Genomic DNA, 25,149 nt, shown 5'->3' on the forward strand with positions numbered 1-25,149 from the left:
GTGATGAAAGCAAAAAAAAGAAGAGTACCGGGTAAATGAAGTTGTAAGAAGGTAGAGCGGAAGGGGAGGCAAGGAAATAAGATCGGAAACAAAAACGGTACATATCCCCCGGCGGAGCCGGGTGAATATGCACTACTCCAGGAAGAGGAGCATTTATATGTAGGGGATTGTTTGAGGAAAAATCAGGAGTCGCATTTTCCGGATTCAATTAATTTACGGCCGGAAAGTACATTTTTTATAATTTCAATAAAATCGGGCGAAGCTTGTGCCTCTACCGCCAATTCATAGATGTTGAGCAGTTGTTCATCAGACAACATTTCCAAGGATGAGGGCCGCGGAGAAGGATGAAAGTAATAATCCATTTGATTCCTCCATCAGTTATTATATAAATCTAGCTTAAGAATCATACCAATCATTTTAAATGGTACCATTTGGAATTAAGACCGTCTCCTGTCATTCGCCCGGTGAATTACTCTTTACAATGATCTGAATCTATGGGAAAATAAATGGTTTATCAAAATAAGAAATAGATTGCTAAACGGTTGTGCCGGGGTTATTTAGTATCCTTGCTTATATCTTCGTTGCGGGAGGCTAAATACCTCTTGATGCGGGATTCTTTGGATTCCGAGACTGTGGCGAATTGTTCGGATTCTGCAAAGATAACCACCTTCCGTTCGGAATCATAGCCGTCAACGTTGCTTATGTTCACTACATTACTGCGGTCCAGACGCTCGAACCCGCTGTCGCTGTAAGCAGCGTACAGATCTGAGAGGGTGGTGGGAAGCACATATTCGCCTTCTTTTGTATGGACGTATATTGTATTCTTGTAGCTTGAGAAATACAATATTTCTTCTTCCCGAATGTCCCGGGAGGAACCGTCGTTCAGCAAGACACGCATGTACTCCCCACCTTGTTCGGGTTACTTCCGCAATTCTTCAGGAGCTTGTGGACTGTAGGCAAAAGGCTTCAGAACAGTTGAAAAGAAACGGGCGGATGATGTCAACATCTTGGATGCTGTGCGGGAAATGCTCTTCTTCATGTCTGCTTCCTCCTTCTCCATGAGATTACTGTTAAGGATTGCGCCAGAAAGGTCAATCCAATGACAGGCGAGAGCAAGAAAAAATTAAGGCCGACGGTGAGAACTGCAAGCAGTTTCATCCGGGGATACCAACGCAGAGGGATTCTGGCATTGACATCGGGGGCCGGAGCATACAACAGCATAAGCAGAAGTGAAATCAGATTGATTATCCCTACATGATCCCGAAACAGAAAGGTAATCTGCGGGATCAAGGAACACAGAGCTATTGAGAACAGATTACAGGAGAATGCGTTCGGCAGATGTCTTCCTCCCGAGAGAACACGCAGCAATGCAAAACTAAGCAGTGCCAACGCTGTATCCGCAAAATGTCCTGTAGTCCATCCGATCAGCAGGGATAGGGCGATAATGAGCAGGCTGTTAAGTATAATGTTAAGAGCATACTGCATCACTTCGATGGACCCTGTTTCCTCAGGGTTTGCCTGTTTGATCATCGAGGCGATCTTGAGACTTAAAATATTCATTGCCGCTCCTGTCTTTCTTATAGGATAAATAAATATAGCAAAAAAGCAGGAAGCCGTAGATTAGCGGGACCAGGTAGAAGTATCCGGAATTAAACAGATACATGATAGAGATGACAATAGCCGCCGTAGGGAGATTCAGTATAAACAGGAATTTCTCTTTGCTGCTTATATGTATGAACCCTTGGGGCTTGTCCGGAACAAAGTCGAAGCCTTTGCGTTTGATTCCCAGATATGCACCTATACCTATGGCGGTTGCGGCAGAGATGGTTTGCAATAAATAAGTATTGATATCCAGGCCGTAGAACGAATGTGCAGAAAAGTTGCCGAGCTTGTTCAACAGAAAAATATAAACGGTCTGGATGAAAGTATATGACTGGTAAGTTACCCCTGTCAGGATAGCGGCATAGAATACGTGGACACGAAATAAAAGCCAATAGAAACAAAACATTAGCAGATATTGACTGATGATATCAGCTTCAACCCGGTTGTGCTCAACTCGAATGATATAAGAGAAAAAGGCCATAATAAAACCGGCAAAAAACATCTCTTTCGTATAAAGATCAATCTTGAACACCCTGAAAGCCAGGAAGAACATTGCGAATGTTTCCAACATGGAAAAGAGTATATAGAGCGCAAAATCCAGCATGCTGACACTCCTATGGGCAGATTGCCCAAATCCAATTCTTGCAAGTATTATACATAATAGACTAGAATACAACAACGGCTTTTTTGTACCGTTTACCTATTTTGTTGCAGCAACCACCAGAAAGGGGTAAAACTATGTTGAATCAGCGTCCTGAACCGAATGAGTACTGCGAGTTTCAAAGAGGGTATATATCGCTTGTCCCGGATGAAGGCGATTTGCGGGAGATTCTGCGGAAGCAGACGGAGACGGTGCTCAGGCTGCTGACCAGCCTGAGTGAAGAGCAGGGGAACTACCGCTACGCGCCAGAGAAATGGAGCATCAAGGAGATGCTCGGCCATCTTACCGACAACGACCGGATTATGTCTTACCGGCTGCTTTGTTTTGCCAGGGGGGAAGAAGCGCAATTGCCCGGCTATGAGGAAAAAGATTACGTTGCCGCAGGCAGCTTCGACCGGTTCACCCTGGCGGAGATGGTGGGCCATTACCGGATTGTGCGTGAATCTACACAGGCGCTGCTGGACAGCATCGCAGAGGAGGCCTGGACCCGCACCGGCCGCTTCGCAGGAGTGCAGATGACTGTCCGGGCCCAGGCCGCCCTGATCATCGGCCACGAGCTGCATCATCTGCAGGTGCTGAAGGAGCGGTACCTTAACTGAAGCGGCTGTTTTGAAGCTCCCTGATTACCGCGTCTTTACGGTCCGTTAGGCTATGCCGGCACCAACAAAAAAAGCATCCTCCGGAGGAGACGGCAGTCTCGCGGCAGTGATGCTTTTTCCATTATATAGAGATCAAAGCGGCGGATTCTTATGGCATTTACGGCAGACCGGATAATAGGCTTCATTGCCGCCGATCTGGATTTGCCTGCCAGTATAGACGGGCTTGCCGTCCTCTACCCGAAGGGCCATGGTTGCTTTGCGTTCGCAGAACCAGCAGATCGTCTTCATTTCTTCGATTTTATCCGCATAGATGAGCATATACTTGCTGCCCTCGAAGAGGTTGTTCTGGAAGTCGTTCTTCAGGCCAAAGGCCATCACCGGGATATTCAGCTCATCCACAATCCGCACCAGCTGCAGGATGCAGGCCTTGCTGAGGAATTGGCATTCATCAATCAGCACGCAGTGGGGGCGCGGCAGCGCTCTTTCTACAATGCCGAAAATATCCGTGTGCTCGTCGATTGCAATGGCCTGCTTGCGGAGGCCGATCCGGGAGGAGATATATCCGACTTCATCACGGTCGTCCAGAGCGGGGGTGAAGATAAGCACAGACTTGCCCTGCTCCTCGTAATTATGGGCAACCTTAAGTATTTCAATGGATTTGCCGCTGTTCATCGCGCCGTATTTGTAAAACAACTGTGCCACGTCCATCTATCCTTTCGCTGTTCAACCTGTATACTCTTATAAAAAGACTTATATTAGAGTATCATACACACGGCGGCGGTAGCCAGTGCCAGATGTCTTGGACGCAAATTTCAGCAATCAGCCGTCAGCGTTGTCTCCGCGGGTATATGATATAATGTACGCAATTGTGTTTTTTTGCCGCAGGAGAAAATTTACTGAAGGAAGGCTTGTGAAATGACGGAGAAGCTGGCGGTATTTAAAGAAAAGGCCGAAGCGTTGCGGCAGCGGGACGGGCTGTCCGCGGAAGCGGATGAGCTGCTCGAGGAAATGCTCGCTGAGCTGGAGGAGCTGGAACGCAGCAATAAAGCGCTCAAGCGGGCAGCGCTGAAGGCCGGGCAACGTGAGACGATGTCAACACGACTTAAGGAAGCGCTTTACGAGTAAAGCGGACGGGGTATCGCAGGTGAACATTATTTTTGCTTATCTCAGGAAATACAGGGTTGCCGCAATAGCCGCACTTGTCATGATGCTGATTGAACTCTCGGTAGAGCTGGCCCAGCCCTATCTGATTTCCAAAATTATCGATTCCGGAATCCGGGAACGGGATACGGGCGTGGTGTGGCTATGGGGCGGAGTGCTGGCCGGCAGCGCGGTGATCGCGTTCGGGGCGGGTGTGCTCAGCTCTTTTTTTGCGGCACATGCCAGCCAGGGCTTTGCCTTTGATCTGCGCGAGAAGCTGTACGAGCGGGTGCAATCCTTCACGTATTCCGTCTTCAGCAGATTCGAGACCTCTTCACTGATCACCCGGCTGACCCAGGACGTCACACAGCTGCAGGATACCATCTTTATGGGGCTGCGGTTTATGACCCGTGTACCGCTCGTGGTGCTCGGGAGTGTTCTGATGGCGCTGGTCGTACATGTGCGGCTGGGGCTGATGCTGGCTGTAACACTCCCGGTTCTGATTGTGCTCCTGCTGTGGATGCTGCGGCGATCCTCGGCGCTCTTCCGCAGTGTACAGAGGCGGCTTGATGAAGTAAACGGCAGCATTCAGGAGAATCTGACCGGCATCCGGCTGATCCGCGTCTTCGTACGCATGGGACACGAGATCAGCCGGTTCACGGCGCATAGCGCCGAGCTGATGAGAGCGACCATCGCCGCGCTGCGGCTGACAGAAACGACGGCTCCGCTCATTATGCTGATTGTAAACGCGGTAATCCTTGCCGTGCTCTGGTATGGCAGGATCGAAATCTCGACAGGCGATGCCACACTGGGACAAACCGTAGCGGTCATTAACTATTCGCTGCGCACCATCGGGGCGATGTCGGCGCTCTCCGGGATTATGGCGACCTTCTCCCGGGCCCGCGCATCCGCCGGGCGGGTGGAAGAGGTTATGGCGGAAGAATATGGAAATGCAGCTGATGCTGCAGCAACGGCCGGCGCAGGGGTGGAGCAGATTACTGCGAACGGCAAGGGAAAGAAACAGCCGGAGCAGGCGCTGCGGGGCAAAGTGGAGTTCCGCCATGTCGGCTTCAGCTATCCGGGCAGCGGGCTAACCGTGCTTGAGGATATTTGCTTCACGGTGCAGCCCGGCCAGCGGGTGGCGATCATCGGGGCGACCGGGTCAGGCAAAACCTCGCTGGTCAGCTTGATTCCAAGGCTGTATGAGCAAAACACAGGGGAAATCCGGGTGGATGATATCCCAACCGAAGAGATGAACATCGCCTCTTTGCGCGGAGCCATCGGCTATGTGCCGCAGGAGGTGCTGCTGTTCTCGGGTTCGGTGCAGGAGAACATCGCCTGGGGGAACGAACAGGCCACGCAGGCACAGATCGAATGGGCGGCGGCTGCAGCCCAGATTCACGAGACTGTAGCTGCACTGCCGCAGGGCTATAACACCCTGCTTGGCCAGCGGGGCGTCAATCTCTCCGGCGGCCAGAAGCAGCGGCTGAGCATCGCCCGGGCGCTGGTGCGCAGGCCGGCGATTCTGATTCTGGACGACAGCACCAGTGCGCTGGATGCCGTTACAGAGGGGCGGCTGCTGGATGAACTGAAGCAGCTGTCCTGCACGACCTTCCTGATTACGCAGAAGATCAGCTCCACGGTGTCGGCGGATCTTATCCTGCTGCTCGATGAAGGGCGGCTGATGGCCAGCGGCACCCATCAGGAGCTGATGGCGGACTCACCGCTGTACCGCAAAATAGGCGAATCTCAGGACAGGGAGGCAGGACAGCATGTTCAAAGCTTTAATTGAGCCTTTCCGCCACCCCAAGCTTGGTTTGGGACTTGGCGAAGCCCGGGGTCTCGGAGCTCCGGCGGGGCGCAGGCCCAAGGCCAAGGCGAAGGATTCGCGGGCGACGCTGCTGCGGATCTGGGGGTACCTGGCCCGGCGCAAGGCCAAGCTGACGCTGGTGCTGCTGATGGTCATGATCAGCTCCGCACTCTCGCTGCTTGGTCCGTACCTGATCAGCAGGGCCGTCGATCATTATCTGGAAGGCAGCGGAGGCAGGCCATGGCTACTGTTCCTGGTTACGCTGGGGCTGGTCTATCTGCTGAATTCACTGGTCTCCTGGCTGCAGAATATCTGGATGATCGAAATAGCCCAGGAGACGGTGCTGCGGATGCGGACTGATCTGTTCGCCCATCTGCACCGGCTGCCGATCTCCTTCTTCAACCGCAGGCAGCAGGGCGAAATTATGAGCCGGCTGACCAATGACATTGAGAACATCAGCTCGACGCTGAACAGCTCGGCGATTCAGATCTTCTCCAGCGTACTGACGCTCGTCGGCACGCTGGGCGTAATGCTGTGGCTCAGCCCGCTGCTCACGCTGCTTACCTTCATTGTCGTGCCGCTGATGATGCTGGGGATGCGCTGGATTACCCGCCGCACCGGACCGCTCTTCAAGGAACGCCAGAAGAATATGGGCGAGCTGAACGGCTTCATCGAGGAGACCTTATCCGGGCAGCGCATCATCAAAGCCTTCTCCCAAGAGGAGCGCGTAATTGCCGGATTCCGGGAACGCAACAACAACATCATGCTCTCCGGTTACTGGGCGCAGTCGATCTCGGGTTTCATACCTAAGCTGATGAACGGCCTGAACAATCTCAGCTTCGCGATTGTCGCCGGGGTCGGCGGTCTGCTGGCGATCCGCGGTGTGGTTACCGTAGGCGTCATCATTGCCTTCGTGGAGTATACCCGCCAGTTCACGCGGCCGCTGAACGACCTGGCGAACCAGTGGAACACGCTGCTGTCGGCGATTGCCGGTGCGGAGCGCGTGTTCGAGGTGCTGGATGAAGCCACGGAAGCGAAGGATGAAGGCGCAGCGGTCTCGCTGGAGCGGGTGGACGGCGCGGTGAAGTTCTCGCATGTCTCGTTCTCCTATGACGGCGAGAACGAGACGCTGCATGACATCAGCTTCGAGGCGAAGCCGGGCGAGATGATTGCGCTGGTCGGTCCGACGGGCGCAGGCAAGACCACTCTGATCGGCCTCTTGTCCCGCTTCTATGATCCAAGCAAGGGCCAAATCACGCTCGACGGCAAGGATCTGACTTCGGTCAAGCGCGAAAGCCTGCGCAGCCACATGGCTTTTGTGCTGCAGGATACGTTCCTGTTCCGGGGAACGATCCGTGATAACATCCGCTACGGCAAGCTGGACGCCACAGATGAAGAGGTGGAGACGGCCGCCAGACTGGCCGGCGCCCATCCGTTCATCATGCGGCTGCACGGCGGCTATGACCGGATGCTGTCCGTCGGCGGCGGCGGCATCAGCCAGGGTCAGAAGCAGCTGCTCGCTATTGCCCGGGCCATTCTGGCCGACCCGTCGATGCTGGTGCTGGACGAGGCCACGAGCAGCATAGATACCGTGACGGAGATCAAGATCCAGGAAGGGCTGCGGACCCTGATGCAGGGGCGGACCAGCTTCGTCATCGCCCACCGGCTCGGCACGGTCCGCGCGGCAGACCGCATCCTGGTGCTGCGGGGCGGACGGCTGGAGCAGCAGGGCACGCACGACGAGCTGCTCTGCCAGGGCGGCTTGTACAGCGACCTGGTGCGGGGCGCGGCCAAGGAGCCGGAAGAAGCGCAGGGGTAGGGGCGCAACTGAGCGGCAAGCGCGCAGCTTATATGGAGCCGCGAATGCCGGCGTGTCCAAGCGGATTGCCGACCAAGCGGCTGCAGTGCTTAGCCGGGCGGTCCAAATCTGCAATATTGTACATCATCTGTAGACCGGAGGTTTGCCGCACATAGTGCAGCGGGCCTCCGGTTTGCTTTTTTTGCCGGATAAGGCTGGATAAGGCCCGATAAGGCCGGAAAGTGAAGTCAGTAAAGTGAAGTCAGTAAAGTGAAGTCAGTAAAGTTATGGACTTCCGTCCGCTGTCCGTTCCCCGAGTTCCGGATGAACACCGCTATTTGCTGTAGAATCCGCTGGCAGCCCCTGTTCGCAGACTGTAGTTGGAAAATCGCCACTTAATTTCACCTGTATGGAGGATAATCACAGGCTTAGTTGGATATTCGCCACTTAATATTGGCGAAAAATAGTAAATTCATTAATATCGACCAATATAAGTGGCGGTAATCGAACTAGATTGCTGAAATCCGTAATCCAGACTGAAATAGTGTGCGAAAATCAAACTAAATGCGGTGAACGAATTGAGTTGGCCAGAGGTTGGCTCTGACTCAGCGGGAGTTTGGATATCCGGCCGTTATCCTGGCAGGCACTGCCGAATGCTATTCGGCGAAGCCGGAAGTGCAACCAGCGGCATCGCTTTATCTCTTTCACTGGAAGCGGGCATTCCGCTACAGCGGGGTCTTTTTTGATAGCGGGGAAATATACTGTATTCAGTACATATATCTTAATTCGATGGGGGAATGCATACATGGAATTTTGGGATATATTAGCTTTACTCATATCCGGAGGATTTGGCGGCGTGCTTTCCGGGCTGTACCTTAATGACGGGAGCTGGGTATCGCCGGCCAAGATAGAAATTGACACCCTTCATGTAAAAAGGAATATATATAATTTAGGGATCTATTCGGACATCCTGCTCGGCATGGGAGCTGGACTCATTGCGGCTTTACCCTTGGGGCTGGAGTACCCGAAGTATATTTATGTAGCGATGCTGGGCGGTTTTGGCGGCGGCAGCTTCATAGCTAAACAGGCCAAGATGACCCTGGATGCAAAGCTCAAATCCCAGGAGGAATTGCCGGAACTGTCCGCAAGCGGCGGAGGGCAAATCGAGGTCGAAATCACTCAGGAGAACGGGAGTGAGGCAAAATGAAAAAAAAGATTATTTTAACGCAATCCGAATTAAACGAATATAACGAGCTGAAGACGAAAATCAAGCTGGCCAGAACAACGACAGAGGTATCCGCATACAGCAATCAGGCGAAAGATATATTAGATACGGGCCGCAAAAGATACATCTCGCAGCTGGAGAATAAGCGGTTCTCATCCTTCACATAAAAAGGTCCCATTTCGGGGCCTGTTCCTGCATGTTCGCAGGTTCCGGGTCTGCACATGGCCGCATCATAGCATCCTTACTGTCAAAAACGGTCTCTTCCGGGTATATGACGTTTATAAGTTTTGAATCGGATTCGAAAGAGAGTACAATATAGTAGGTTAAGGACTTTTGGCAGGACAATTGGAGAGTACGGACTGGAGGATACATATCATGACGATTTCTTGTGACGTAGCGATTCTGGGAGGCGGTACCGGAGGTTATGTAGCGGCGATCCGCGCGGCCCAGCTTGGCAAGTCGGTCGTTATCATCGAGCAGGACAAGCTGGGCGGCACCTGCCTGCACCGCGGCTGCATTCCCAGCAAATCGCTGCTGCGCAGTGCAGAGGTATACGCTGAAATAAATGAGAGTGAGATTTACGGAATAGAAACCGAAGGGGTCAAGCTGGTCTTCCCCAAGGTACAGCGCCGGAAGGAAGCGGTAGTGGAGCAGCTCCACCAGGGCGTGCAATATTTGATGCGCAAAAATAAAATCCAGGTCCTGAAGGGCAGGGGGCGGATCATCGGCCCTTCGATCTTCTCGCCGCGCAGCGGAGCGGTGGCAGTGGAGCTTGCGGACGGGGAGATGGAGACGGTCGTCCCCGTCCATCTGATTATCGCCACGGGCTCGCGTCCGCGCGTGCTGCCGGGTCTTGCGCCGGACGGCCAAGCCATCCTGAGCAGCGAAGAGGCGCTGGCGATGGAGGAGCTTCCGGCTTCGATCATCATTGTCGGAGGCGGCGTCATCGGCGTGGAATGGGCTTCGATGCTGGCCGATTTCGGCGTGCAGGTAACGGTTGTGGAAGCTGCCGGACAGCTGCTGCCGCATGAGGATGAAGAGGTCGCCTGCGAGCTGCTGCGGCTGCTGAAGAAACGCGGCGTCAAGGTGCTGACCGGCACCCTGGTCGATGCCGGGAGCTGCACGGTTACGGCTGCGGGCGTCACCATCGACGCCCGCAAAGGAGACAAGCTGGAGCAGCTGTCAGCAGAGAAGCTGCTCGTTTCGGTAGGCCGGGTAGCCAATGTTGAGAACATCGGGCTGGAGAACACCGACATCCGCTTTGATAAAGGCGTGATTGTGGTGAATGCCAATATGCAGACCGGGGAGCCGCATATCTATGCTATCGGAGACTGCATCGGCGGCCTACAGCTGGCCCATGCTGCCAGCCATGAAGGCATCCGGGCGGTAGAGCATCTGGCCGGCGAGCCGCTGCAGCCGTATCATACGCACCGGATTCCGCGGTGTGTCTATACCCGCCCGGAAGTGGCGAGTGTAGGGTACAGTGAGAAGGAAGCTGCCGCGCTGGGCCATGACGTGGTCACAGGCAAATTCCCGTTCTCGGCGATCGGCAAGGCGATTGTGCACGGCCTTAAAGACGGTTTTGTCAAAGTGGTGGCGGACAAGACCACCCGCGACATCCTTGGCGTGCAGATGATCGGCCCGCATGTGACCGATCTGATCGGAGAAGCGGCGCTGGCCCAGGTACTGGACGCCACACCGTGGGAGATCGGCGAGGCCGTCCATGCGCATCCGACGCTGTCGGAGGCCATCGGGGAAGCGATGCTGGCCGTGGATGGCCGGGCAATTGGCATGTAGGGGACTAATAAAGCAGCATGAAGAATGCCGGGAGGAGCAAAAGGCGAATCATTCGCCGTAAAAGCTCTGTTCCGGCATTTCTTCGGCTTTTCTTTTTGTGCGGAGTTGGCTTATAATGGGGTTAGGTCTAGTATTAGTACCAGGTTATAAGATCAGAGCAAAGCTGCTTTGAAAGCTCCTCTAAAGGCTGCTCATAGGATGCTTTAGAGACTTTATCCGAAACGGCCGGATGAACCGCAAGGGACATCGGGTGTGCCGCACATGACAGATTCTGAAACCACTGTCTCAGCCCAGATATACAGCATGATGAAACTTTGTAGACGAAGGGTTGGCAACATTGTATCTCAATGCCTTGCCGACCAAACCAGTCATATGCTTCCGAAGTACGATGCAAAGTCAGGAAGCAAATGCTCACAAAACTAAGCGTATGCTTCCGGAGCGAGTTTTGTACGACGTAATTCAGGAAGTCAATGCTCACAAAACTAAGCGTATGCTTCCGAAGCGAGTTTTGTACGACGCAATTCAGGAAGCCAATGCTCACAAAACTTTTAGGAGGTACCTCCCATGGAATCCCAAGGTACTGTTGAAACGGTGAACCGCCACAAGCCGCTTGGACTTTCCGACGGCCAGGTCATTGATATGTACAGATTTATGCAGATGGGCCGCAAATACGATGAGCGCAGTCTGCTGCTGCAGCGCGCCGGTAAGATCAATTTCCATGTCTCCGGCATCGGCCAGGAGGCGGCGCAGGTGGCGGCGGCTTTTGCGCTGGACCGCGAGCAGGACTATTTTCTACCCTACTACCGCGACTATGCGTTTGTATTGTCGGTGGGGATGACGATGCGCGAGCTGATGCTGTCCGTCTTCGCCAAGGCGGAGGACCCGAACAGCGGCGGCCGGCAGATGCCCGGGCATTTCGGCCACAAGAAGCTGCGGATTGTTACAGGCTCAAGCCCGGTAACGACCCAGGTTCCGCATGCCGTAGGCTTCGCGCTGGCTGCCAAAATGCAGAAGAAGCCTTTTGTGTCCTTCGTGACGTTTGGCGAGGGCTCGAGCAACCAGGGCGATTTTCACGAAGCGTGCAACTTTGCCGGGGTTAACAAGCTTCCGGTCATTATTATGTGTGAGAACAACCAATACGCCATCTCCGTACCGGTCCACAAGCAGCTCGGCGGCAAGGTCAGCGACCGGGCGCTCGGTTACGGCTTCCCCGGCATCCGGGTGGATGGCAATGATCCGCTGGAGGTGTACCGGGTGATGAAAGAGGCGCGTGAGCGGGCGCTGGCGGGCGAAGGCCCTACGCTGATCGAAGCGATGATGTACCGGCTGTCCCCGCACTCGACTTCGGACAATGATCTGGCCTACCGGACGAAAGAAGAAGTGGATGAAAATTGGAAAAAAGACGGCGTGGCCGCATTCCGCACATATTTGACGGACCTGGGGCTGTGGAGCGAGGAGCAGGAGCGTGATCTGCTGGCCGAGATTAATCTTGAGCTTAAAGAGGCGATTGCGTACGCGGAGAACGCCCCGTTCCCGAAACCGGAGGATACGCTGCTGCATGTATACAGTGATTCGGCCCGCGAAGGAGGCATGTAAACCATGGCGATGATGGAATATATTGATGCCATTCGGCTGGCAATGAAGGAAGAAATGGAGCGCGACGATTCGGTGTTCGTGCTTGGTGAGGATGTCGGCGTCAAGGGCGGCGTCTTCACAACCACCAAAGGGCTGCAGGAGCAATTTGGCGAAGAGCGCGTACTGGACACGCCGCTGGCGGAATCCGCCATTGCCGGTGTGGCCATCGGTGCGGCAATGTACGGGATGAAGCCGATTGCCGAAATGCAGTATTCCGATTTCATGCTGCCGGCCACGAACCAGATTATCAGCGAGGCGGCCAAAATCCGTTACCGCTCCAACAACGACTGGACCTGTCCGGTAGTGGTCCGCGCGCCGATCGGCGGCGGGATCTTCGGCGGACTGTATCACTCGCAGTGTCCGGAGTCGATCTTCTTCGGCACACCGGGGCTGAAGATTGTAGCCCCTTATTCGGCCTATGACGCCAAAGGGCTGCTGAAGGCGGCTGTTCGTGATCCTGATCCGGTGCTGTTCTTCGAGAACAAGAAATGCTACAAGCTGATCAAGGAAGATGTGCCGGAAACCGATTATATCGTGCCGATCGGCGAAGCCAATCTGCTGCGCGAGGGCAGCGATATTACGGTGATCGGGTACAGTTTGCCGCTGCATTTTGCAATGCAGGCGGCTGAGGAGCTGGAGAGCGAGCAGGGCATCACTGCGCATATCCTCGATCTGCGCACGCTGCAGCCGCTCGATCAGAACGCCATCATCGAAGCCGCACGCAAGACCGGAAAGGTGCTGATCGTTCACGAGGACAACAAGACCGGCGGTGTTGGCGCGGAAGTAGCGGCGATTATCGCCGAGCACTGCCTGTTCGAGCTGGACGCGCCGATCTTCCGGCTGTGCGGCCCCGATGTACCGGCAATGCCGATCAGCCCGCCGATGGAGAAATTCTTCATGCTCAGCAAAGACAAGCTGAAGGCGGAAATGCTGCGGCTGGCGGAATACTGAGGAAGAGCTGGCGGTCAAATGCGGCCCGGGCGGAAATGCGATAGGGCTGCATGGGGGCTTATCGTGAAAGTGAGTGGCTGAAGTGTGTGACATGCGGGCTTAGCGTAGAAGCGAGAGGCTGAAGTGTGTGGTACGGTGGTTTGATCGTGGAAGCGAGAGGCTGAATTGTGGTACGGTGGTTTGTTCGTCGAAGTGAGCGAGTGCCGTAGGCTGCACACAGACTGCACACAGACTGCACACAGACTGCACACAGACTGCACACCGACTGCACACCGACTGCAAGCCAAGTGAATGCTTATGAAGCAAATATGTCCGAAGTAAATCATAGATGCTTATGCTAAACAAATTAAGTGGATGCTTACGAAGCAAGTTTGGTTCGAAGTCATTCTAGGCAGATTATGCTATAACAAAACTTTGAAGGAGTGACATTATGTCTGACCATACCAAGCTGACGGATGTGACGATGCCGCAGCTGGCGGAATCGCTGGTGTCGGCGACGATCGGGAAGTGGCTGAAGCAGCCGGGCGACCAGGTGGAGCAGTACGAGCCGCTGTGCGATCTGATAACGGATAAAGTCAACGCGGAGCTGCCCTCCACCGTAGAAGGCACGCTGGTGGAGCTGCTCGCCGAGGAAGGCCAGGTCGTCAGCGTCGGCGAAGTGATCGCCCGCATCGCCGAAGATGCGCCGGCTGGTGCCCCCGCGCCGGCTGCACCAGCGGCTGCTGCGGCGCCGGTCCCGCCGCAGCAGGCTACCGGCGCTGCGCCAGGCAGCAGCGCCGCCGCACACCCGGCGCGGGCGGCAGTGCCCGCGCCGGCCTTCGACGCGAGCGCGCCCATGCGCTCGCGGTACTCGCCGGCCGTGCAGACGCTGGCCGCGCAGCACGGCATTGACTTGACGGCCGTGCCGGGCACCGGCCTGGGCGGCCGCATCACACGCAAGGATGTGCTGGCGTTCCTGGACAGCGGCGCCGCCGCTGCTCCAGCGCCAGGCGCAGCCGCGCCGAATGCAGCCGCTGCTCCAGTGCCAGGCGCAGCCGCGCACAATCCTGCGGCTGCCCCAGCCAGTGCCGCTGCGTCCAACATCGCAGCGGCGCAGCCGGCAGCAGTGGCCTTCACGCAGCCGCCGGCTGCACCGGAGCCGGTGCGCCACTCCGGGCTGCACCTGAGCGAATCGCCGCGCATTCCGACGATAGAAGTCGAGGGCGGCCCTGGCGGCAGCTCCGAGTATCTGATCGACGTCACGCCGATCCGTAACACCATCGCGACGCGGATGCGTCAGAGCGTCTCGGAGATTCCGCATGCCTGGACGATGATCGAGGTCGATGTGACCAACCTTGTGTCCCTGCGCAACAAGCTCAAGGATGAGTTCAAGCGCAAGGAGGGTATCAACCTGACTTATCTGGCCTTTCTGATGAAGGCCGTCGTCAGCGCGATCAAGGATTACCCGATTATGAATTCCGTCTGGGCCGTCGACAAGATTATCGTCAAGCGCGATATTAATATCTCGCTGGCTGTAGGCACAGAGGATTCCGTGCTGACGCCTGTAATCAAGCGGGCCGACCAGAAGAATGTGGCTGGACTGGCCCGGGAAATCGACGAGCTGGCCCAGAAGACCCGCGAAGGCAAGCTGCGCCTCGACGACATGCAGGGCGGCACGTTTACGGTTAATAATACGGGTTCATTCGGTTCGATTCTGTCCTATCCGATTATCAATTATCCGCAGGCGGCCATTCTGACCTTCGAGTCGATCGTCAAGCGGCCGGTGGTCATCAATGACATGCTGGCTGTGCGCTCTATGGCCAATATCTGCCTTTCGCTTGACCACCGGATTCTGGACGGGGTCATCTGCGGGCGCTTCCTGCAGCGCGTGAAGGATAACGTGGAGAGCTACACACCGGATACCAAATTATACTGATAGGATTCACTGACGTACGCTGATTTCCATTCACGGATCGCATCTCCTTACCCGAGATCACGGAACTGAATTTAGCGTGCGCATTCACCGGCTGGATTCTGCAAGCTAATTGCACGCCGGAGTGGCAGCTTCTTTGCACACTTCAATCCCGGCTCTGCGCTTGCTTCATCTATTCATCCAGAGCATCTCGTCTCCGCCCGGCCACTCCAGGCAAGGCAGTCTGTTGTCGGGCTGGCCGGGGGAGATATTACATACTTTATGCCGCATCGTCCCGCAGCAATGTACTACGCCATAACGTCAGCCATATTAAGCCAGGATGTCAGCCATACTAAGCTGAACGCCAAATAGCGCCCGGATATCCGGACGCTACAATCAGCAAGTATCGCGGCTGCTTAACCGAGCAGGAACGGCTCGATAACCATCAGCAGGGTAGAGGCGACCATTGCAATCAGCATGAGGTAAATAACGATGCGGAACCATTTTTGACGATTCATGTGTGACTCCTTTGGAATTAGTTTAAGTTAAAATCATACAGTCTACAGACTTTACGGCATTACAACTATTGTAACGTATCCGCGAAAGAGAGGGAAGTCAGAATGATAGAACAAGACCGGTTGATTCAGGAATTTATGGAGCTTGTCCAGATTGACAGCGAAACAGGCAACGAGCGGGAGATTGCCGATGTGCTGAAGGCTAAGTTCAGCGCCCTTGGGCTTGAAGCCGTGGAAGATAATTCCCGGGAGCGCACCGGGCACGGGGCAGGCAATCTGTTCGTCACCTGGAAGGGCGACAGCGGTGTAACCGCACCGAAGCTGCTGTTCACCTGCCATATGGACACCGTTGTTCCCGGGCAAAAGATTAAGCCGACCCTGCACGAGGATGGCTGGATTACCAGCGACGGCAGCACGATCCTCGGCTCGGACGACAAAGCGGGTCTTGCTGCACTGTTTGAGGCGATCCGCGTTATTCAGGAGCAGAAGCTCCCGCACGGACAGATTCAGTTTGTCATTACGGCAGGTGAGGAATCCGGGCTGGTCGGCGCACGCCATCTGGACCCCAGTCATCTGGACAGCGAGCTCGGCTTCGCCCTCGATTCCAACGGTGAAGTCGGGGCAATCGCCGTGGCGGCACCCAGCCAGGCCAAGATCCAGATGCAGATTTTCGGCAAATCCGCCCATGCGGGTGTGAATCCGGAAGATGGGATCAGCGCAATCCAGGTGGCCAGCAAGGCGATCTCGGCGATGAAGCTTGGACGCATTGACAATGAAACGACAGCCAATATCGGCAAGTTCGCCGGCGGCGGTCCAACCAATGTCGTCTGCGACCACGTTCAGCTGGATGCGGAAGCCCGCAGTATTGTTCAAGAGAAGGTGGAACGGCAGGTAGCGGCCATGCGCGAAGCGCTGGAAACGACGGTCCGCGAATATGGGGCGGAAAGTGAATTCCGCAGCGAAATCATTTACCCTGCGTTCAGCTTCAACGAGAACGATGCTGTGGTGCAGCTGGCCAGCCGGGCGATTACTTCTGCCGGCCTTACGCCGCGGCTGTTCCCGTCGGGGGGCGGCAGCGATGCGAATATTTTCAATGGACTGAAGGTGCCGACGGTGAATCTGGCGGTCGGTTACGAGCATATCCATACTACACAGGAGCGGATCAAGGCCGGAGATATTGTCAAAGCGGCTGGTCTCGTGGTGGCCATCGTACAGGAGAGTACGAAGGGTTAGCCCCGCTTTTAAAGGGGAACAGATAAAGGAAGGAGCTGCAGCGGGGAGAACCCTGCCGGCAGCTCCTTCCTGTGTGCATGAACACTGCGAATGCGCAGTGTCTACCCGGCCTTGGGCGAAGGAGCCTGCTTCCCGGCATGCAGCCGCAGAATGTAGACCAGAGGCATATCGCGTCCGTACTGCCGGGACCACCCCGCGAGAGCTGCTTTAATCTGATCGGGTTTGCCTGAGAGGGTGAGTGCAATCTGGCTTGAACGGATAACGATGTCTTTCATGCCGGCATTCCTTCTTTCCCTTGAAGTTTGCTATAATACACCCTATGCAAATCCGAAGAAAAGGAGAACATAATCTATGAAAAATAATGAAATTCACAGCAATCCGCTTTTAGATGAAAAGACCGTGTCGACACAGCCGATCTTCTCCGGCAAAATCATCTCGCTGCAGGTGGATACGGTTACGCTTCCCGACGGAAATACGGCGACGCGTGAGGTGGTCAAGCATCCCGGAGCAGTAGCTGTGCTGGCGCTGAACCAGGGTAAAATGCTGGTGGTGGAGCAGTACCGCCAGGCGATGGGACGCACCGAAGTAGAGATTCCGGCCGGCAAGCTCGATCCGGGTGAAGATCCGCTGGCCGCCGCCGGGCGGGAGCTGCAGGAGGAGACAGGCTTTCACAGCGGTGAGCTGCAGCTGCTGCAATCGTTCTACACCTCGCCGGGCTTTGCCGACGAGATCATTCATCTGTATGTCACTGATAACGCTCAGCCCGGCGACATGGCGCTGGATGAGGATGAATTTCTGGAGGTCTCCGAGCTGACGCTGGAGGAGGCTTATCAATATATCCGGGACGGCCGCATCGCCGATGCCAAGACAATGATGGCGGTCTATGCCTGGCACCTGTACACGCTGACGGGACAATGGCACTAAATCAGGAGCTTAACAGCTACTACTGCGACCTGCATGTGCATATCGGCCGCACCTCGCAGGGGCAGGCGGTGAAGATCAGCGGCAGCCGCGATCTGACCTTCGCGAATATCGCCAAGGAAGCGGCTGAGCGCAAAGGCATCGAGCTGATCGGCATTATCGACTGTCACTCACCGGGTGTGCTGGAGGATATCCGCACAGCGCTCGACTCGGGCGAGATGGCGGAGGTTCCGGGCGGCGGCATCGCGTACCGGGGCACGACGCTTCTGACCGGCAGCGAGATTGAGCTGCGCGAGCCCGGCCGCAAGGAATTCCATGTGCTGGCATTTATGCCCGACCTTGCCGCGATGGAGGATTTTAGCGGCTGGATGGGCCGGCACATGCGCAACATCAATCTCAGCTCCCAGCGCCTGTACGCTCCGGCCAAAGTGCTGCAGGAGGAAATTGCCGGACGGGGCGGGCTGCTGATTCCGGCGCATATTTTTACACCGCACAAGGGACTTTACGGCTGTGCCGCCGAGCGGATGGAGGAAATATTTGACCTGGACGGCATTGCGGGCGTGGAGCTGGGACTGAGCGCCGACTCTGAGATGGCGGGCTACATCCCTGAGCTTGACCGCTATTCGTTCCTGACGAATTCCGATGCTCATTCTCTCGGCAAAATCGGCCGCGAGTATAACGTCATTGACATGGCGGCGCCTTCCTTCAGCGAGCTGAGCCTGGCACTGGCCCGTGAAGCCGGGCGGAAAGTCAGTGCCAATTACGGGCTGAATCCGCGGCTCGGCAAGTACCACCGCACCTATTGCGGCGGCTGCGGCAGCATTATCGACGAAGCTGCGATAACGGCGGACCGCTGCCCGTATTGCGGCAGCCTGAAGCTGGTGCAGGGCGTCTTCGACCGCATCCTCAGCATCGCCGGCCGGGAGCAGCCGTTTGTTCCGGCAGACCGGCCGGCGTATCATTATCAGGTGCCGCTGGAGTTCATTCCAGGGCTCGGCAAGGTCAAGATGAACGCTCTCCTGGCTGCCTTCGGTACAGAGATGAATATTCTGCACCGGGCGGACGAAGCAGGGCTCGCCGCCGTGGCGGGAGCAGAGCTGGCAGCGAACATCGTCAAGGCCCGTAGCGGACAGCTGACCTTGAGTGCGGGCGGCGGGGGAACCTACGGCAAGGTGGTGCAGCCGCCCAAATAGCGGAAAGGGCCGCCGGATGGCATAACCTGATTGCCGGACAAGTCATAGAATGGGACACTCCTTCATATGGTGTAACAATGTGAACACCGAAAGGAGAACGTCCCATGCGCAGCTTGAGGCAGATGGTGAAGGAACAGACGCCGCTGTATATTTTTGTCGCCGTCTTATTTCTGGTCGGAGTGGTGTTCGGAGCGCTGATTGTCAGTGCCCTGACGCTGGACCAGCAGCAGGAATTGGGGGATTACCTGGGCAACTTCTTCGTGACAGTCGACCAGCAGGGTCTGCCTGCCGCTCCGGACACGTACTGGAGCATTGCGGCGCTGAATCTGAAGTGGATCGGGCTGATCTGGATTCTCGGCTTGTCCGTTATCGGCCTGCCGGGGATTCTGATCCTCGATTTTCTCAAGGGCGTGCTGATTGGCTTCACCGTAGGCACACTGGTCAGCGAGTTCTCCTGGCATGGCATGCTGTTCGCTCTGGTCTCAGTCGCTCCGCATAACCTGATCCTGATTCCGGTGCTGCTCGTCTCCAGCGCAGCTGCGATCGCCTTCTCCCTGCTGATGATCCGCAGCCGTGTTCTGGGCCAGCGCCGTATGCCGATTACGCGTCCGTTCACCAGCTATACCTTGCTGACTTTGGGACTGGCTGTGCTGATCCTGGCCATTTCCGGCTTTGAGGCTTGGGTGACGCCGGCGATGATGCGCTGGGTGACACCGATGCTGGTGTGAATCTGCCAATGTAAAGAAAACCAGCCATATACATTTTACAGTTTTTATAGTATGGTTAAGGTAACTTATTAGTGTAATTGTCATCCACGGGGCCTTCCACTGCGCTAAGCGATAGGGAGGCCCTTCTTGCATATTTTAAGTTAGATGGGAGTGAGGAATGTACAATGTTGACGAATTAACGGTTCAGTACCAGGCGATGGAAAAGCGGATTGTTAGTTTTATAACGGAGCATTCTGGTGTTGAATATGTTGAGAATTCGGAAAAGGTTGTCGAGGGCGGAATCTTTGGCTGGGCTAAACTTAACTCGGAAGATGCACCTTTGCAAATGAAGCTGAGGCTTGACTATGTAATGATCTCCGAAATGGCAAGAGAAAGACTGGAGTGGGCCGATAGCAAGCATCTGATAGACTTTGACCGGAGCAGCGAAACGGTGCTCAGTTATATCAGGCATGATTCCATGCTGTGGGTACCTTCCCTGGAAGCAGCCGCTCATGCGGCCAAGATTGAACTTGACCTTCAGCGATTCCTTCTTGCTCAGACTTTAGACAAAGAACATACAAACGACTCTGCCGGGGTGTCCGGCGGATAACCCGCTGTTTTAATATACATTTAAATGCAAATAACCCGTCCCTGGTACAATAACCGGACGGGTTATTTTTTGTTTCGGACGGAGGGCTATCCCAGTTTTTTGGAGAAATATTTCGGCGACTCCATATAGCCCTGGCGCGTATAGAAGCGGTGCGCCCCGGCTCTACTGGCGTGGCAATGCACCTGGATATACCCGCAGTTTCGTTTCGTTGCGGCCTCGCACGCATACTCCTCAAGGAGCTGACCGATCCCCTTGCTTCTTAAAGCGGAATCCACCACAAGATAACTGATTATCGCCGTATCCCCTGGATGGGCTAACTGCGGCATATAATGCAGCGAGATACAGCCGGCAACCCCACCCTCATCCTCGTACACCATTAATTCCTCGTCTGGGAGCGCGAGAAGCCTGGCGATTTGTGCTTCAATTATAGATTCGGTCCCGGGATAACCGAGCTGGGCCAATAAATGGGCCACCGTCCGGCTGTCTTTGACTCGTGCTTGTCTGATCATATCTTTCCTCCTTGCCAATGAGCTGAATGTGGTTATACATGATCGTACAACGATAGGTAACGGCATTCCAGTACCACGTTAGCCAGAATATATGGGCAGGCTGGTTGGTTGGGGGAGCTGCATGGTAATGTACCGGAGCAGAATGAGGCGGTAATCACCCTGGACAAACCTGACTTTAACGCTTTGCCAAAAGAGAATAGCGGGAAAGCGTGTTAAGTATGTGTTAGATATTTATCCTATTTAACATGGACAAGCGGTTTAACTATAGAAAGTTTGTGCATTGCGCCGAAATCACGTCATATATATTGACCTATAGTGAAGGTGAAACTATCATTGTAATCAATTAAGGAGTCATACCTGATTGAACAGCAACCTTAATATTGGTGGAGACGGAGTGATGCCGCAGATGAGCAAAAGAAAGGAGCTGGAGATTTACAGAGACATCAAGCTGGCGATTACGCAGCATAAGCTGCTGCCCAACACGCAGCTGGTGGAGGATGCGCTGGCGGAAGCCTTCGAGGTTAGCCGGACTCCCATACGCAATGTGCTGAGAAGGCTGGCGATGGAGAAGCTGGTTACCGTGATTCCGTACCGGGGGGCTTTTGTTTCTTGCCCGAGCGTCGAAGAGGCGAGAGAGGTGTTTGAGATGCGGAGGGTCATCGAAGCCTCGATGGTCCGGAAGCTGTGTGAGACGGTAAGACCCGAGCAGCTGGCTCCCCTGGAGGTCCTGATCCGTGAGGAGCATCAGGCGAGCCATGAAGGAGACATTGTCGGTGCGCTGGATGTTACGGTAGATATTCATTTGAAGCTGGCGGAGCTCACAGACAACTACTATTACTATCATTTTCTGGAGGAGCTGATCTCGCTAACTTCGGTCATTATTGCCCTGTACGGCACCAATCAGAGCTTCTGCAAGGATCATGAAGAGCTGATAGCCGCGATTCTCCGGCAGGACGGGGAGCGGGCCGCAGGGATTATGACAGAGCATCTCTGGCAAATCGAACGTTCGCTGAATTTTACGGAAACGACGAGCAATATTCTTAATTTCAAGGAGATTTTTCAGTCTTGAACATTCTGATGTGATTTTTTTTGGAGCAGATTGTATCCAATTTTGGATTCCAAATGAACTGAAAATGCATACAAGGGAGTGGGGCAATTGAGAAAATGGTCACTGACACTGGGGCTGCTCCTGTCGGCAACATCCGTACTGAGTGCCTGCGGCGGCGGAGAGAATGAAGATGCGGCTGCCGAGGGTACGGATAAAATCACCATTAAGCTGATGCACAGGTATCAGGAATCCAATATCGGCAAAAGTCCGGAGGACACGGCTGTGCTTGACGGACTGGCACGGTTCCGGGCGGATTACCCGGATGTGGAGATTGTGGAGGAGCAGCTGCAGAACGAGGATTATTCGATTAAGGCCCAGGCGCTCGCCGCAGCCGACGACATGCCCGATGTGTTCATCGTACCCGGCTCATGGATGACTAATTTTGTGAACAATGAAATCGTGTTGCCTTTGAATGCCGAGCTCGACAAGCGCCCGGAATGGCGGGATGGATACCGGGCAGGTACGCTGGATGCCGGAACACGTGATGGCCAGGTGTACGGAATTCCGATTGCGGCCGGGCCGACGCATCTGATCTACTACAATGCGCAGATGTTCTCGGACATTGGCTACAGTGAGTTCCCTGCGACCTGGGAGGAGCTGATGGATGCGGGAGCCAAGCTGGCCGAGAAAGGGATCAACCTCTTCTCCTACGGCGATAAATCCAAAGGCTATGCCCTCTCCAGCTGGATCAGCGCATTGACTGACCGGGCAACCGGACCGGAATGGACCGACTCGATTCTTTCGGGCGGCGGAGCCAAATTCACTGACGAAGGCTTTGTGAAGGCCATCGGTATCATGAGCGATCTGGCCAAGGCCGGTTATCTGAACAAGGATCTGAACTCTGTGGATGCCGACGCTATGGTCAATTATTATTTTGAAGGCCGCTCGGCGGCATTTGCCAGCGGCATCTGGTCGGCAATGAACGTCGTGAACAATGCGCCTGAGGCGATTGCCGAAGCAACGCATGTCACGGTCTTTCCCGGAATCGAAGGTGGGCTTGGCAATCCGCTCAGTTCATCCGGAGGTGCGGGCGTCTATTACAGTGTCAATGCCGGTGTCGAAGCGGGCGATAAGCTGGAGGCGATCATGACCATGCTCGATTATATGACCGGTGCAGACAGTGCCAGGCTGATGGCGGAAGCCGGCGGCTTTCCGGCTTACGATCCGGGGGAGTTCGACCGTGGGAAGCTGGACCGGGTAGCGCTTGAAGCTTATGAGGCCAGCGCCGCCGCCGACAGCACGAAGATCTTCGACCTGTGGTTCGACGCCTCGGTGGTGGAAGTGATCAACACCGAAATCCAAGGCGTAATGGCCGGCTCCCGGACGCCAGAGCAGCTGGCTGAGGAAACGCAGAAGGCGTACGAGACCTTTCTGGCCAAGCCGTAATCCGGAGTAAGAAGAGCCCCTGGCTCTGGTATCCGGCGGCCTGCACACATACTACAAGAAGGGGTGAGATAATGGGCAAAGCGCTTCGCCCGAAGGGATGGGTGCTTCTGGCCTATCTGCTTCCGGGTCTGGTCCTGTATTCCTTTGTCGTGCTGATTCCCATACTTGCCGCTTTCCGTTACAGCTTCTTCTCCTGGACAGGAGGGCCCAAGAAGCAGTTCATCGGCTGGGAGAACTATGCGGAGATTATGCGGGATGAGGTATTCTGGCGTTCATTTCTGAACAATGTGCTGATGACAGGTTACGGGCTGATCGGTCAGGTAGGGCTGGCCTTTGTGTTCGCCCTGCTGCTGATGTCCAAATTGGTGAAGTGGAAAGGGCTGCACCGGACGATGAGTTATTTTCCGTCCACGCTGGCACCGGTCATTATCGCCTTTCTGTGGATGCTGATTTACAACTATAACTATGGAATGCTGAATAGCGGCCTGAAGGGGCTGGGTCTTGGCAGCCTGGTGCAGTCGTGGCTGGATTTGACGGGACCGATTGTGCTCCTGGTGTCCATTCCGCTGTCCTGGCAAAATATCGGCTTCTTCACACTGCTGATGCTGGCGGGTCTGTCCTCCATCAACAAGGAAGTGCTGGAGGTTGCCGAGCTTGACGGGGCTACAGGCGTGCGCAAGGCCTGGTATGTGATCATCCCGCTCGCCAAGCCGACGCTGATCGTCGCTTCCCTGCTCTGCATTGCTAACAATATGCGCGGCTTCGAGCATGTGTATGCGCTGACCGGAGGCGGTCCGGGCAACGCTTCCTCTGTTATGGCTCTATACGCATACCAAAGCTCGTTCCTGCGCTTCCGCTACGGCTACGGCTCGGCGCTTGCGATAGCCATTATTACGCTGACCATGCTGATCATTTGGCTCTCTACACTGGGGCTGAGGCGGCGGAACCAAGAAGGAGGCGTTTATTGATGGAAATGCCGCTGGAACTCAAGGCGCAGCACAGTGCACGGCGGATTCTTCTGCATCCGGCCAAGCTTGCGGTGAACGCGCTGATGCTGCTGTTTACCGCAAGCTGCATTTTTCCGCTGCTGTGGATCGGTTATTCCTCGCTGAAGACACAGGCTGAATTCGCCAACAATATTCTCAGCCTGCCGCAAGCACCGCAATTCGGGAACTATCTGGAAGCGATCAGGCTGACGAACATGCTCCAGCTGTCCTGGAACAGCGCCAGAGTAACGGTGTTGTCGGTCATCGGGATTACGGCGATTGCTTTCGTAACGGGATATATTACGGCCCGGATAGATTTCAGAGGGAAAAAAGCTATGCTCTTCTATTACCTCTTCGGCATGCTGGTGCCGATTCATGCCCTCCTTGTTCCCATCTATCTGCTGTTTAAGAATCTGGGCCTTGCCGACGAATGGTATACCCTGATCATTCCTTACATTGCCTTTAACCTGTCGCTGCCGATTATGCTGGTCAGCAGCTATGTCACGGGCATCCCGCGGGAAATGGAAGAGGCTGCGGCGATTGACGGGCTTAGCTTCAGCGCAACCATGTTCCGCATCATTCTCCCGATGGCTATTCCGGTGCTGACCACGGTTGCCATCCTGCAGTTTTTCTCCTGCTGGAATGAATTCTCGTTCGCACTGGTGCTGCTCAAGGATGAAGCGCTGCGCACGGTTCCGCTTGGAATGTCCTATTTCAAATCGCAGCACAGCACGGACTATCCGCAGCTGATGGCCGGTATGATTCTGTCGATGCTTCCCGTTACCGTCATTTATTTCGCCTTTAGTTCACGTATCATCGCCGGCGTGATGTCCGGCGCCGTCAAGGGTTAAAATCTGCCCGCGCCTAATTAA

General features: G+C 55.1%; 28 protein-coding genes. 19 read left to right on the forward strand and 9 right to left on the reverse strand.

Annotated features, from left to right (window positions below):
- Positions 1-182 precede the first annotated feature (182 nt).
- The 5 genes from F1379_RS14325 to F1379_RS14345 all read right to left on the reverse strand — a co-directional run bounded on the left by F1379_RS14325 (position 183) and on the right by F1379_RS14345 (position 2,206).
- Positions 183-362, reverse strand: a complete 180-nt coding sequence (locus F1379_RS14325; protein WP_150270805.1) for a sporulation histidine kinase inhibitor Sda — start codon at positions 360-362, stop codon at positions 183-185.
- A gap of 191 nt (positions 363-553) precedes the next feature.
- A complete protein-coding gene (locus F1379_RS14330) occupies positions 554-898 on the reverse strand; it encodes a LytTR family DNA-binding domain-containing protein (protein WP_150270807.1) in 345 nt (114 codons plus the stop codon).
- 21 nt (positions 899-919) lie between these two features.
- Positions 920-1,039, reverse strand: coding sequence for a cyclic lactone autoinducer peptide (locus F1379_RS14335; protein ID WP_150270810.1), 120 nt, complete (start codon positions 1,037-1,039; stop codon positions 920-922).
- Positions 1,036-1,560 (reverse strand): accessory gene regulator B family protein, encoded by a 525-nt coding sequence (locus F1379_RS14340; RefSeq protein ID WP_150270812.1) that lies wholly within the window; start codon positions 1,558-1,560, stop codon positions 1,036-1,038. The genes F1379_RS14335 and F1379_RS14340 overlap by 4 nt, the downstream gene beginning before the upstream one ends.
- Positions 1,508-2,206, reverse strand: coding sequence for a hypothetical protein (locus F1379_RS14345; protein WP_150270814.1), 699 nt, complete (start codon positions 2,204-2,206; stop codon positions 1,508-1,510). Before F1379_RS14345 ends, F1379_RS14340 begins: the two co-directional genes overlap by 53 nt.
- Positions 2,207-2,340: 134 nt before the next feature.
- On the opposite strand from F1379_RS14345, the gene F1379_RS14350 reads away from it, so the two are divergent.
- On the forward strand, positions 2,341-2,862 hold the full coding sequence (locus F1379_RS14350) for a DinB family protein (protein ID WP_239004673.1): 522 nt from the start codon (positions 2,341-2,343) through the stop codon (positions 2,860-2,862).
- A gap of 132 nt (positions 2,863-2,994) precedes the next feature.
- Here F1379_RS14350 and F1379_RS14355 read toward each other — a convergent pair whose 3' ends face one another.
- Positions 2,995-3,564, reverse strand: a complete 570-nt coding sequence (locus F1379_RS14355) for a thymidine kinase (RefSeq protein ID WP_150270816.1) — start codon at positions 3,562-3,564, stop codon at positions 2,995-2,997.
- 213 nt (positions 3,565-3,777) lie between these two features.
- On the opposite strand from F1379_RS14355, the gene F1379_RS14360 reads away from it, so the two are divergent.
- The 9 genes from F1379_RS14360 (at position 3,778) to F1379_RS14400 (ending at position 15,133) form a co-directional block, all read left to right on the forward strand.
- A complete protein-coding gene (locus F1379_RS14360) occupies positions 3,778-3,987 on the forward strand; it encodes a Ni2+-binding GTPase (RefSeq protein ID WP_150270818.1) in 210 nt (69 codons plus the stop codon).
- A gap of 19 nt (positions 3,988-4,006) precedes the next feature.
- Complete coding sequence (locus tag F1379_RS14365) at positions 4,007-5,794, forward strand: ABC transporter ATP-binding protein (protein WP_150270820.1); 1,788 nt, start codon at positions 4,007-4,009, stop codon at positions 5,792-5,794.
- The gene (locus F1379_RS14370) at positions 5,775-7,631 is read left to right on the forward strand and encodes an ABC transporter ATP-binding protein (protein ID WP_150270822.1); all 1,857 of its coding nucleotides are present in this window, start codon (positions 5,775-5,777) and stop codon (positions 7,629-7,631) included. The genes F1379_RS14365 and F1379_RS14370 overlap by 20 nt, the downstream gene beginning before the upstream one ends.
- A 784-nt stretch (positions 7,632-8,415) precedes the next feature.
- Positions 8,416-8,817 (forward strand): hypothetical protein, encoded by a 402-nt coding sequence (locus F1379_RS14375; protein WP_150270824.1) that lies wholly within the window; start codon positions 8,416-8,418, stop codon positions 8,815-8,817.
- Positions 8,814-9,002: a hypothetical protein gene (locus tag F1379_RS14380; RefSeq protein ID WP_150270826.1), complete on the forward strand. Its 189-nt coding sequence runs from the start codon at positions 8,814-8,816 to the stop codon at positions 9,000-9,002. The genes F1379_RS14375 and F1379_RS14380 overlap by 4 nt, the downstream gene beginning before the upstream one ends.
- Positions 9,003-9,210: 208 nt before the next feature.
- Positions 9,211-10,632, forward strand: a complete 1,422-nt coding sequence (gene lpdA / locus F1379_RS14385) for a dihydrolipoyl dehydrogenase (protein WP_150270829.1) — start codon at positions 9,211-9,213, stop codon at positions 10,630-10,632.
- A 564-nt stretch (positions 10,633-11,196) separates the two neighbouring features.
- The gene (locus F1379_RS14390) at positions 11,197-12,228 is read left to right on the forward strand and encodes a thiamine pyrophosphate-dependent dehydrogenase E1 component subunit alpha (RefSeq protein WP_150270831.1); all 1,032 of its coding nucleotides are present in this window, start codon (positions 11,197-11,199) and stop codon (positions 12,226-12,228) included.
- Positions 12,229-12,231: 3 nt separating this feature from the next.
- The gene (locus F1379_RS14395; protein ID WP_150270833.1) at positions 12,232-13,218 is read left to right on the forward strand and encodes an alpha-ketoacid dehydrogenase subunit beta; all 987 of its coding nucleotides are present in this window, start codon (positions 12,232-12,234) and stop codon (positions 13,216-13,218) included.
- A gap of 430 nt (positions 13,219-13,648) precedes the next feature.
- On the forward strand, positions 13,649-15,133 hold the full coding sequence (locus tag F1379_RS14400) for a dihydrolipoamide acetyltransferase family protein (protein WP_150270836.1): 1,485 nt from the start codon (positions 13,649-13,651) through the stop codon (positions 15,131-15,133).
- Positions 15,134-15,525: 392 nt separating this feature from the next.
- Here F1379_RS14400 and prli42 read toward each other — a convergent pair whose 3' ends face one another.
- Positions 15,526-15,627, reverse strand: a complete 102-nt coding sequence (gene prli42, locus F1379_RS14405) for a stressosome-associated protein Prli42 (RefSeq protein WP_150270838.1) — start codon at positions 15,625-15,627, stop codon at positions 15,526-15,528.
- 102 nt (positions 15,628-15,729) lie between these two features.
- On the opposite strand from prli42, the gene F1379_RS14410 reads away from it, so the two are divergent.
- Positions 15,730-16,857 carry a M20/M25/M40 family metallo-hydrolase gene (locus tag F1379_RS14410; RefSeq protein ID WP_150270840.1) on the forward strand — a complete coding sequence of 376 codons (1,128 nt, stop codon included), beginning with the start codon at positions 15,730-15,732 and terminating at the stop codon, positions 16,855-16,857.
- A gap of 101 nt (positions 16,858-16,958) precedes the next feature.
- Here the strand turns inward: F1379_RS14410 and F1379_RS29760 are convergent, their stop codons facing one another.
- Positions 16,959-17,132, reverse strand: coding sequence for a hypothetical protein (locus tag F1379_RS29760; protein ID WP_162551165.1), 174 nt, complete (start codon positions 17,130-17,132; stop codon positions 16,959-16,961).
- 76 nt (positions 17,133-17,208) lie between these two features.
- Here F1379_RS29760 and F1379_RS14415 point away from each other — a divergent pair, with 76 nt between their 5' ends.
- From F1379_RS14415 to F1379_RS14430, 4 genes are all read left to right on the forward strand, one after another.
- Positions 17,209-17,781, forward strand: coding sequence for an NUDIX hydrolase (locus F1379_RS14415; RefSeq protein WP_150270842.1), 573 nt, complete (start codon positions 17,209-17,211; stop codon positions 17,779-17,781).
- The gene (locus F1379_RS14420) at positions 17,772-18,971 is read left to right on the forward strand and encodes an endonuclease Q family protein (protein WP_150270844.1); all 1,200 of its coding nucleotides are present in this window, start codon (positions 17,772-17,774) and stop codon (positions 18,969-18,971) included. The genes F1379_RS14415 and F1379_RS14420 overlap by 10 nt, the downstream gene beginning before the upstream one ends.
- A gap of 104 nt (positions 18,972-19,075) precedes the next feature.
- The gene (gene spoIIM, locus F1379_RS14425; protein WP_150270852.1) at positions 19,076-19,699 is read left to right on the forward strand and encodes a stage II sporulation protein M; all 624 of its coding nucleotides are present in this window, start codon (positions 19,076-19,078) and stop codon (positions 19,697-19,699) included.
- 157 nt (positions 19,700-19,856) lie between these two features.
- Positions 19,857-20,288, forward strand: coding sequence for a hypothetical protein (locus F1379_RS14430; RefSeq protein WP_150270854.1), 432 nt, complete (start codon positions 19,857-19,859; stop codon positions 20,286-20,288).
- A gap of 86 nt (positions 20,289-20,374) precedes the next feature.
- Here the strand turns inward: F1379_RS14430 and F1379_RS14435 are convergent, their stop codons facing one another.
- Positions 20,375-20,797, reverse strand: coding sequence for a GNAT family N-acetyltransferase (locus tag F1379_RS14435; protein WP_150270856.1), 423 nt, complete (start codon positions 20,795-20,797; stop codon positions 20,375-20,377).
- A gap of 361 nt (positions 20,798-21,158) precedes the next feature.
- On the opposite strand from F1379_RS14435, the gene F1379_RS14440 reads away from it, so the two are divergent.
- The 4 genes from F1379_RS14440 (at position 21,159) to F1379_RS14455 (ending at position 25,128) form a co-directional block, all read left to right on the forward strand.
- On the forward strand, positions 21,159-21,866 hold the full coding sequence (locus tag F1379_RS14440; RefSeq protein ID WP_239004674.1) for a GntR family transcriptional regulator: 708 nt from the start codon (positions 21,159-21,161) through the stop codon (positions 21,864-21,866).
- 87 nt (positions 21,867-21,953) lie between these two features.
- Positions 21,954-23,291 (forward strand): extracellular solute-binding protein, encoded by a 1,338-nt coding sequence (locus tag F1379_RS14445; protein WP_150270858.1) that lies wholly within the window; start codon positions 21,954-21,956, stop codon positions 23,289-23,291.
- A 71-nt stretch (positions 23,292-23,362) separates the two neighbouring features.
- Positions 23,363-24,259, forward strand: coding sequence for a carbohydrate ABC transporter permease (locus tag F1379_RS14450; protein ID WP_150270860.1), 897 nt, complete (start codon positions 23,363-23,365; stop codon positions 24,257-24,259).
- Positions 24,259-25,128 carry a carbohydrate ABC transporter permease gene (locus F1379_RS14455; protein ID WP_239004675.1) on the forward strand — a complete coding sequence of 290 codons (870 nt, stop codon included), beginning with the start codon at positions 24,259-24,261 and terminating at the stop codon, positions 25,126-25,128. Before F1379_RS14450 ends, F1379_RS14455 begins: the two co-directional genes overlap by 1 nt.
- Positions 25,129-25,149: the final 21 nt, after the last annotated feature.

Source organism: Paenibacillus tepidiphilus (assembly GCF_008635795.1).
Taxonomy (GTDB): Bacteria; Bacillota; Bacilli; order Paenibacillales; family Paenibacillaceae; genus Paenibacillus_AQ; species Paenibacillus_AQ tepidiphilus.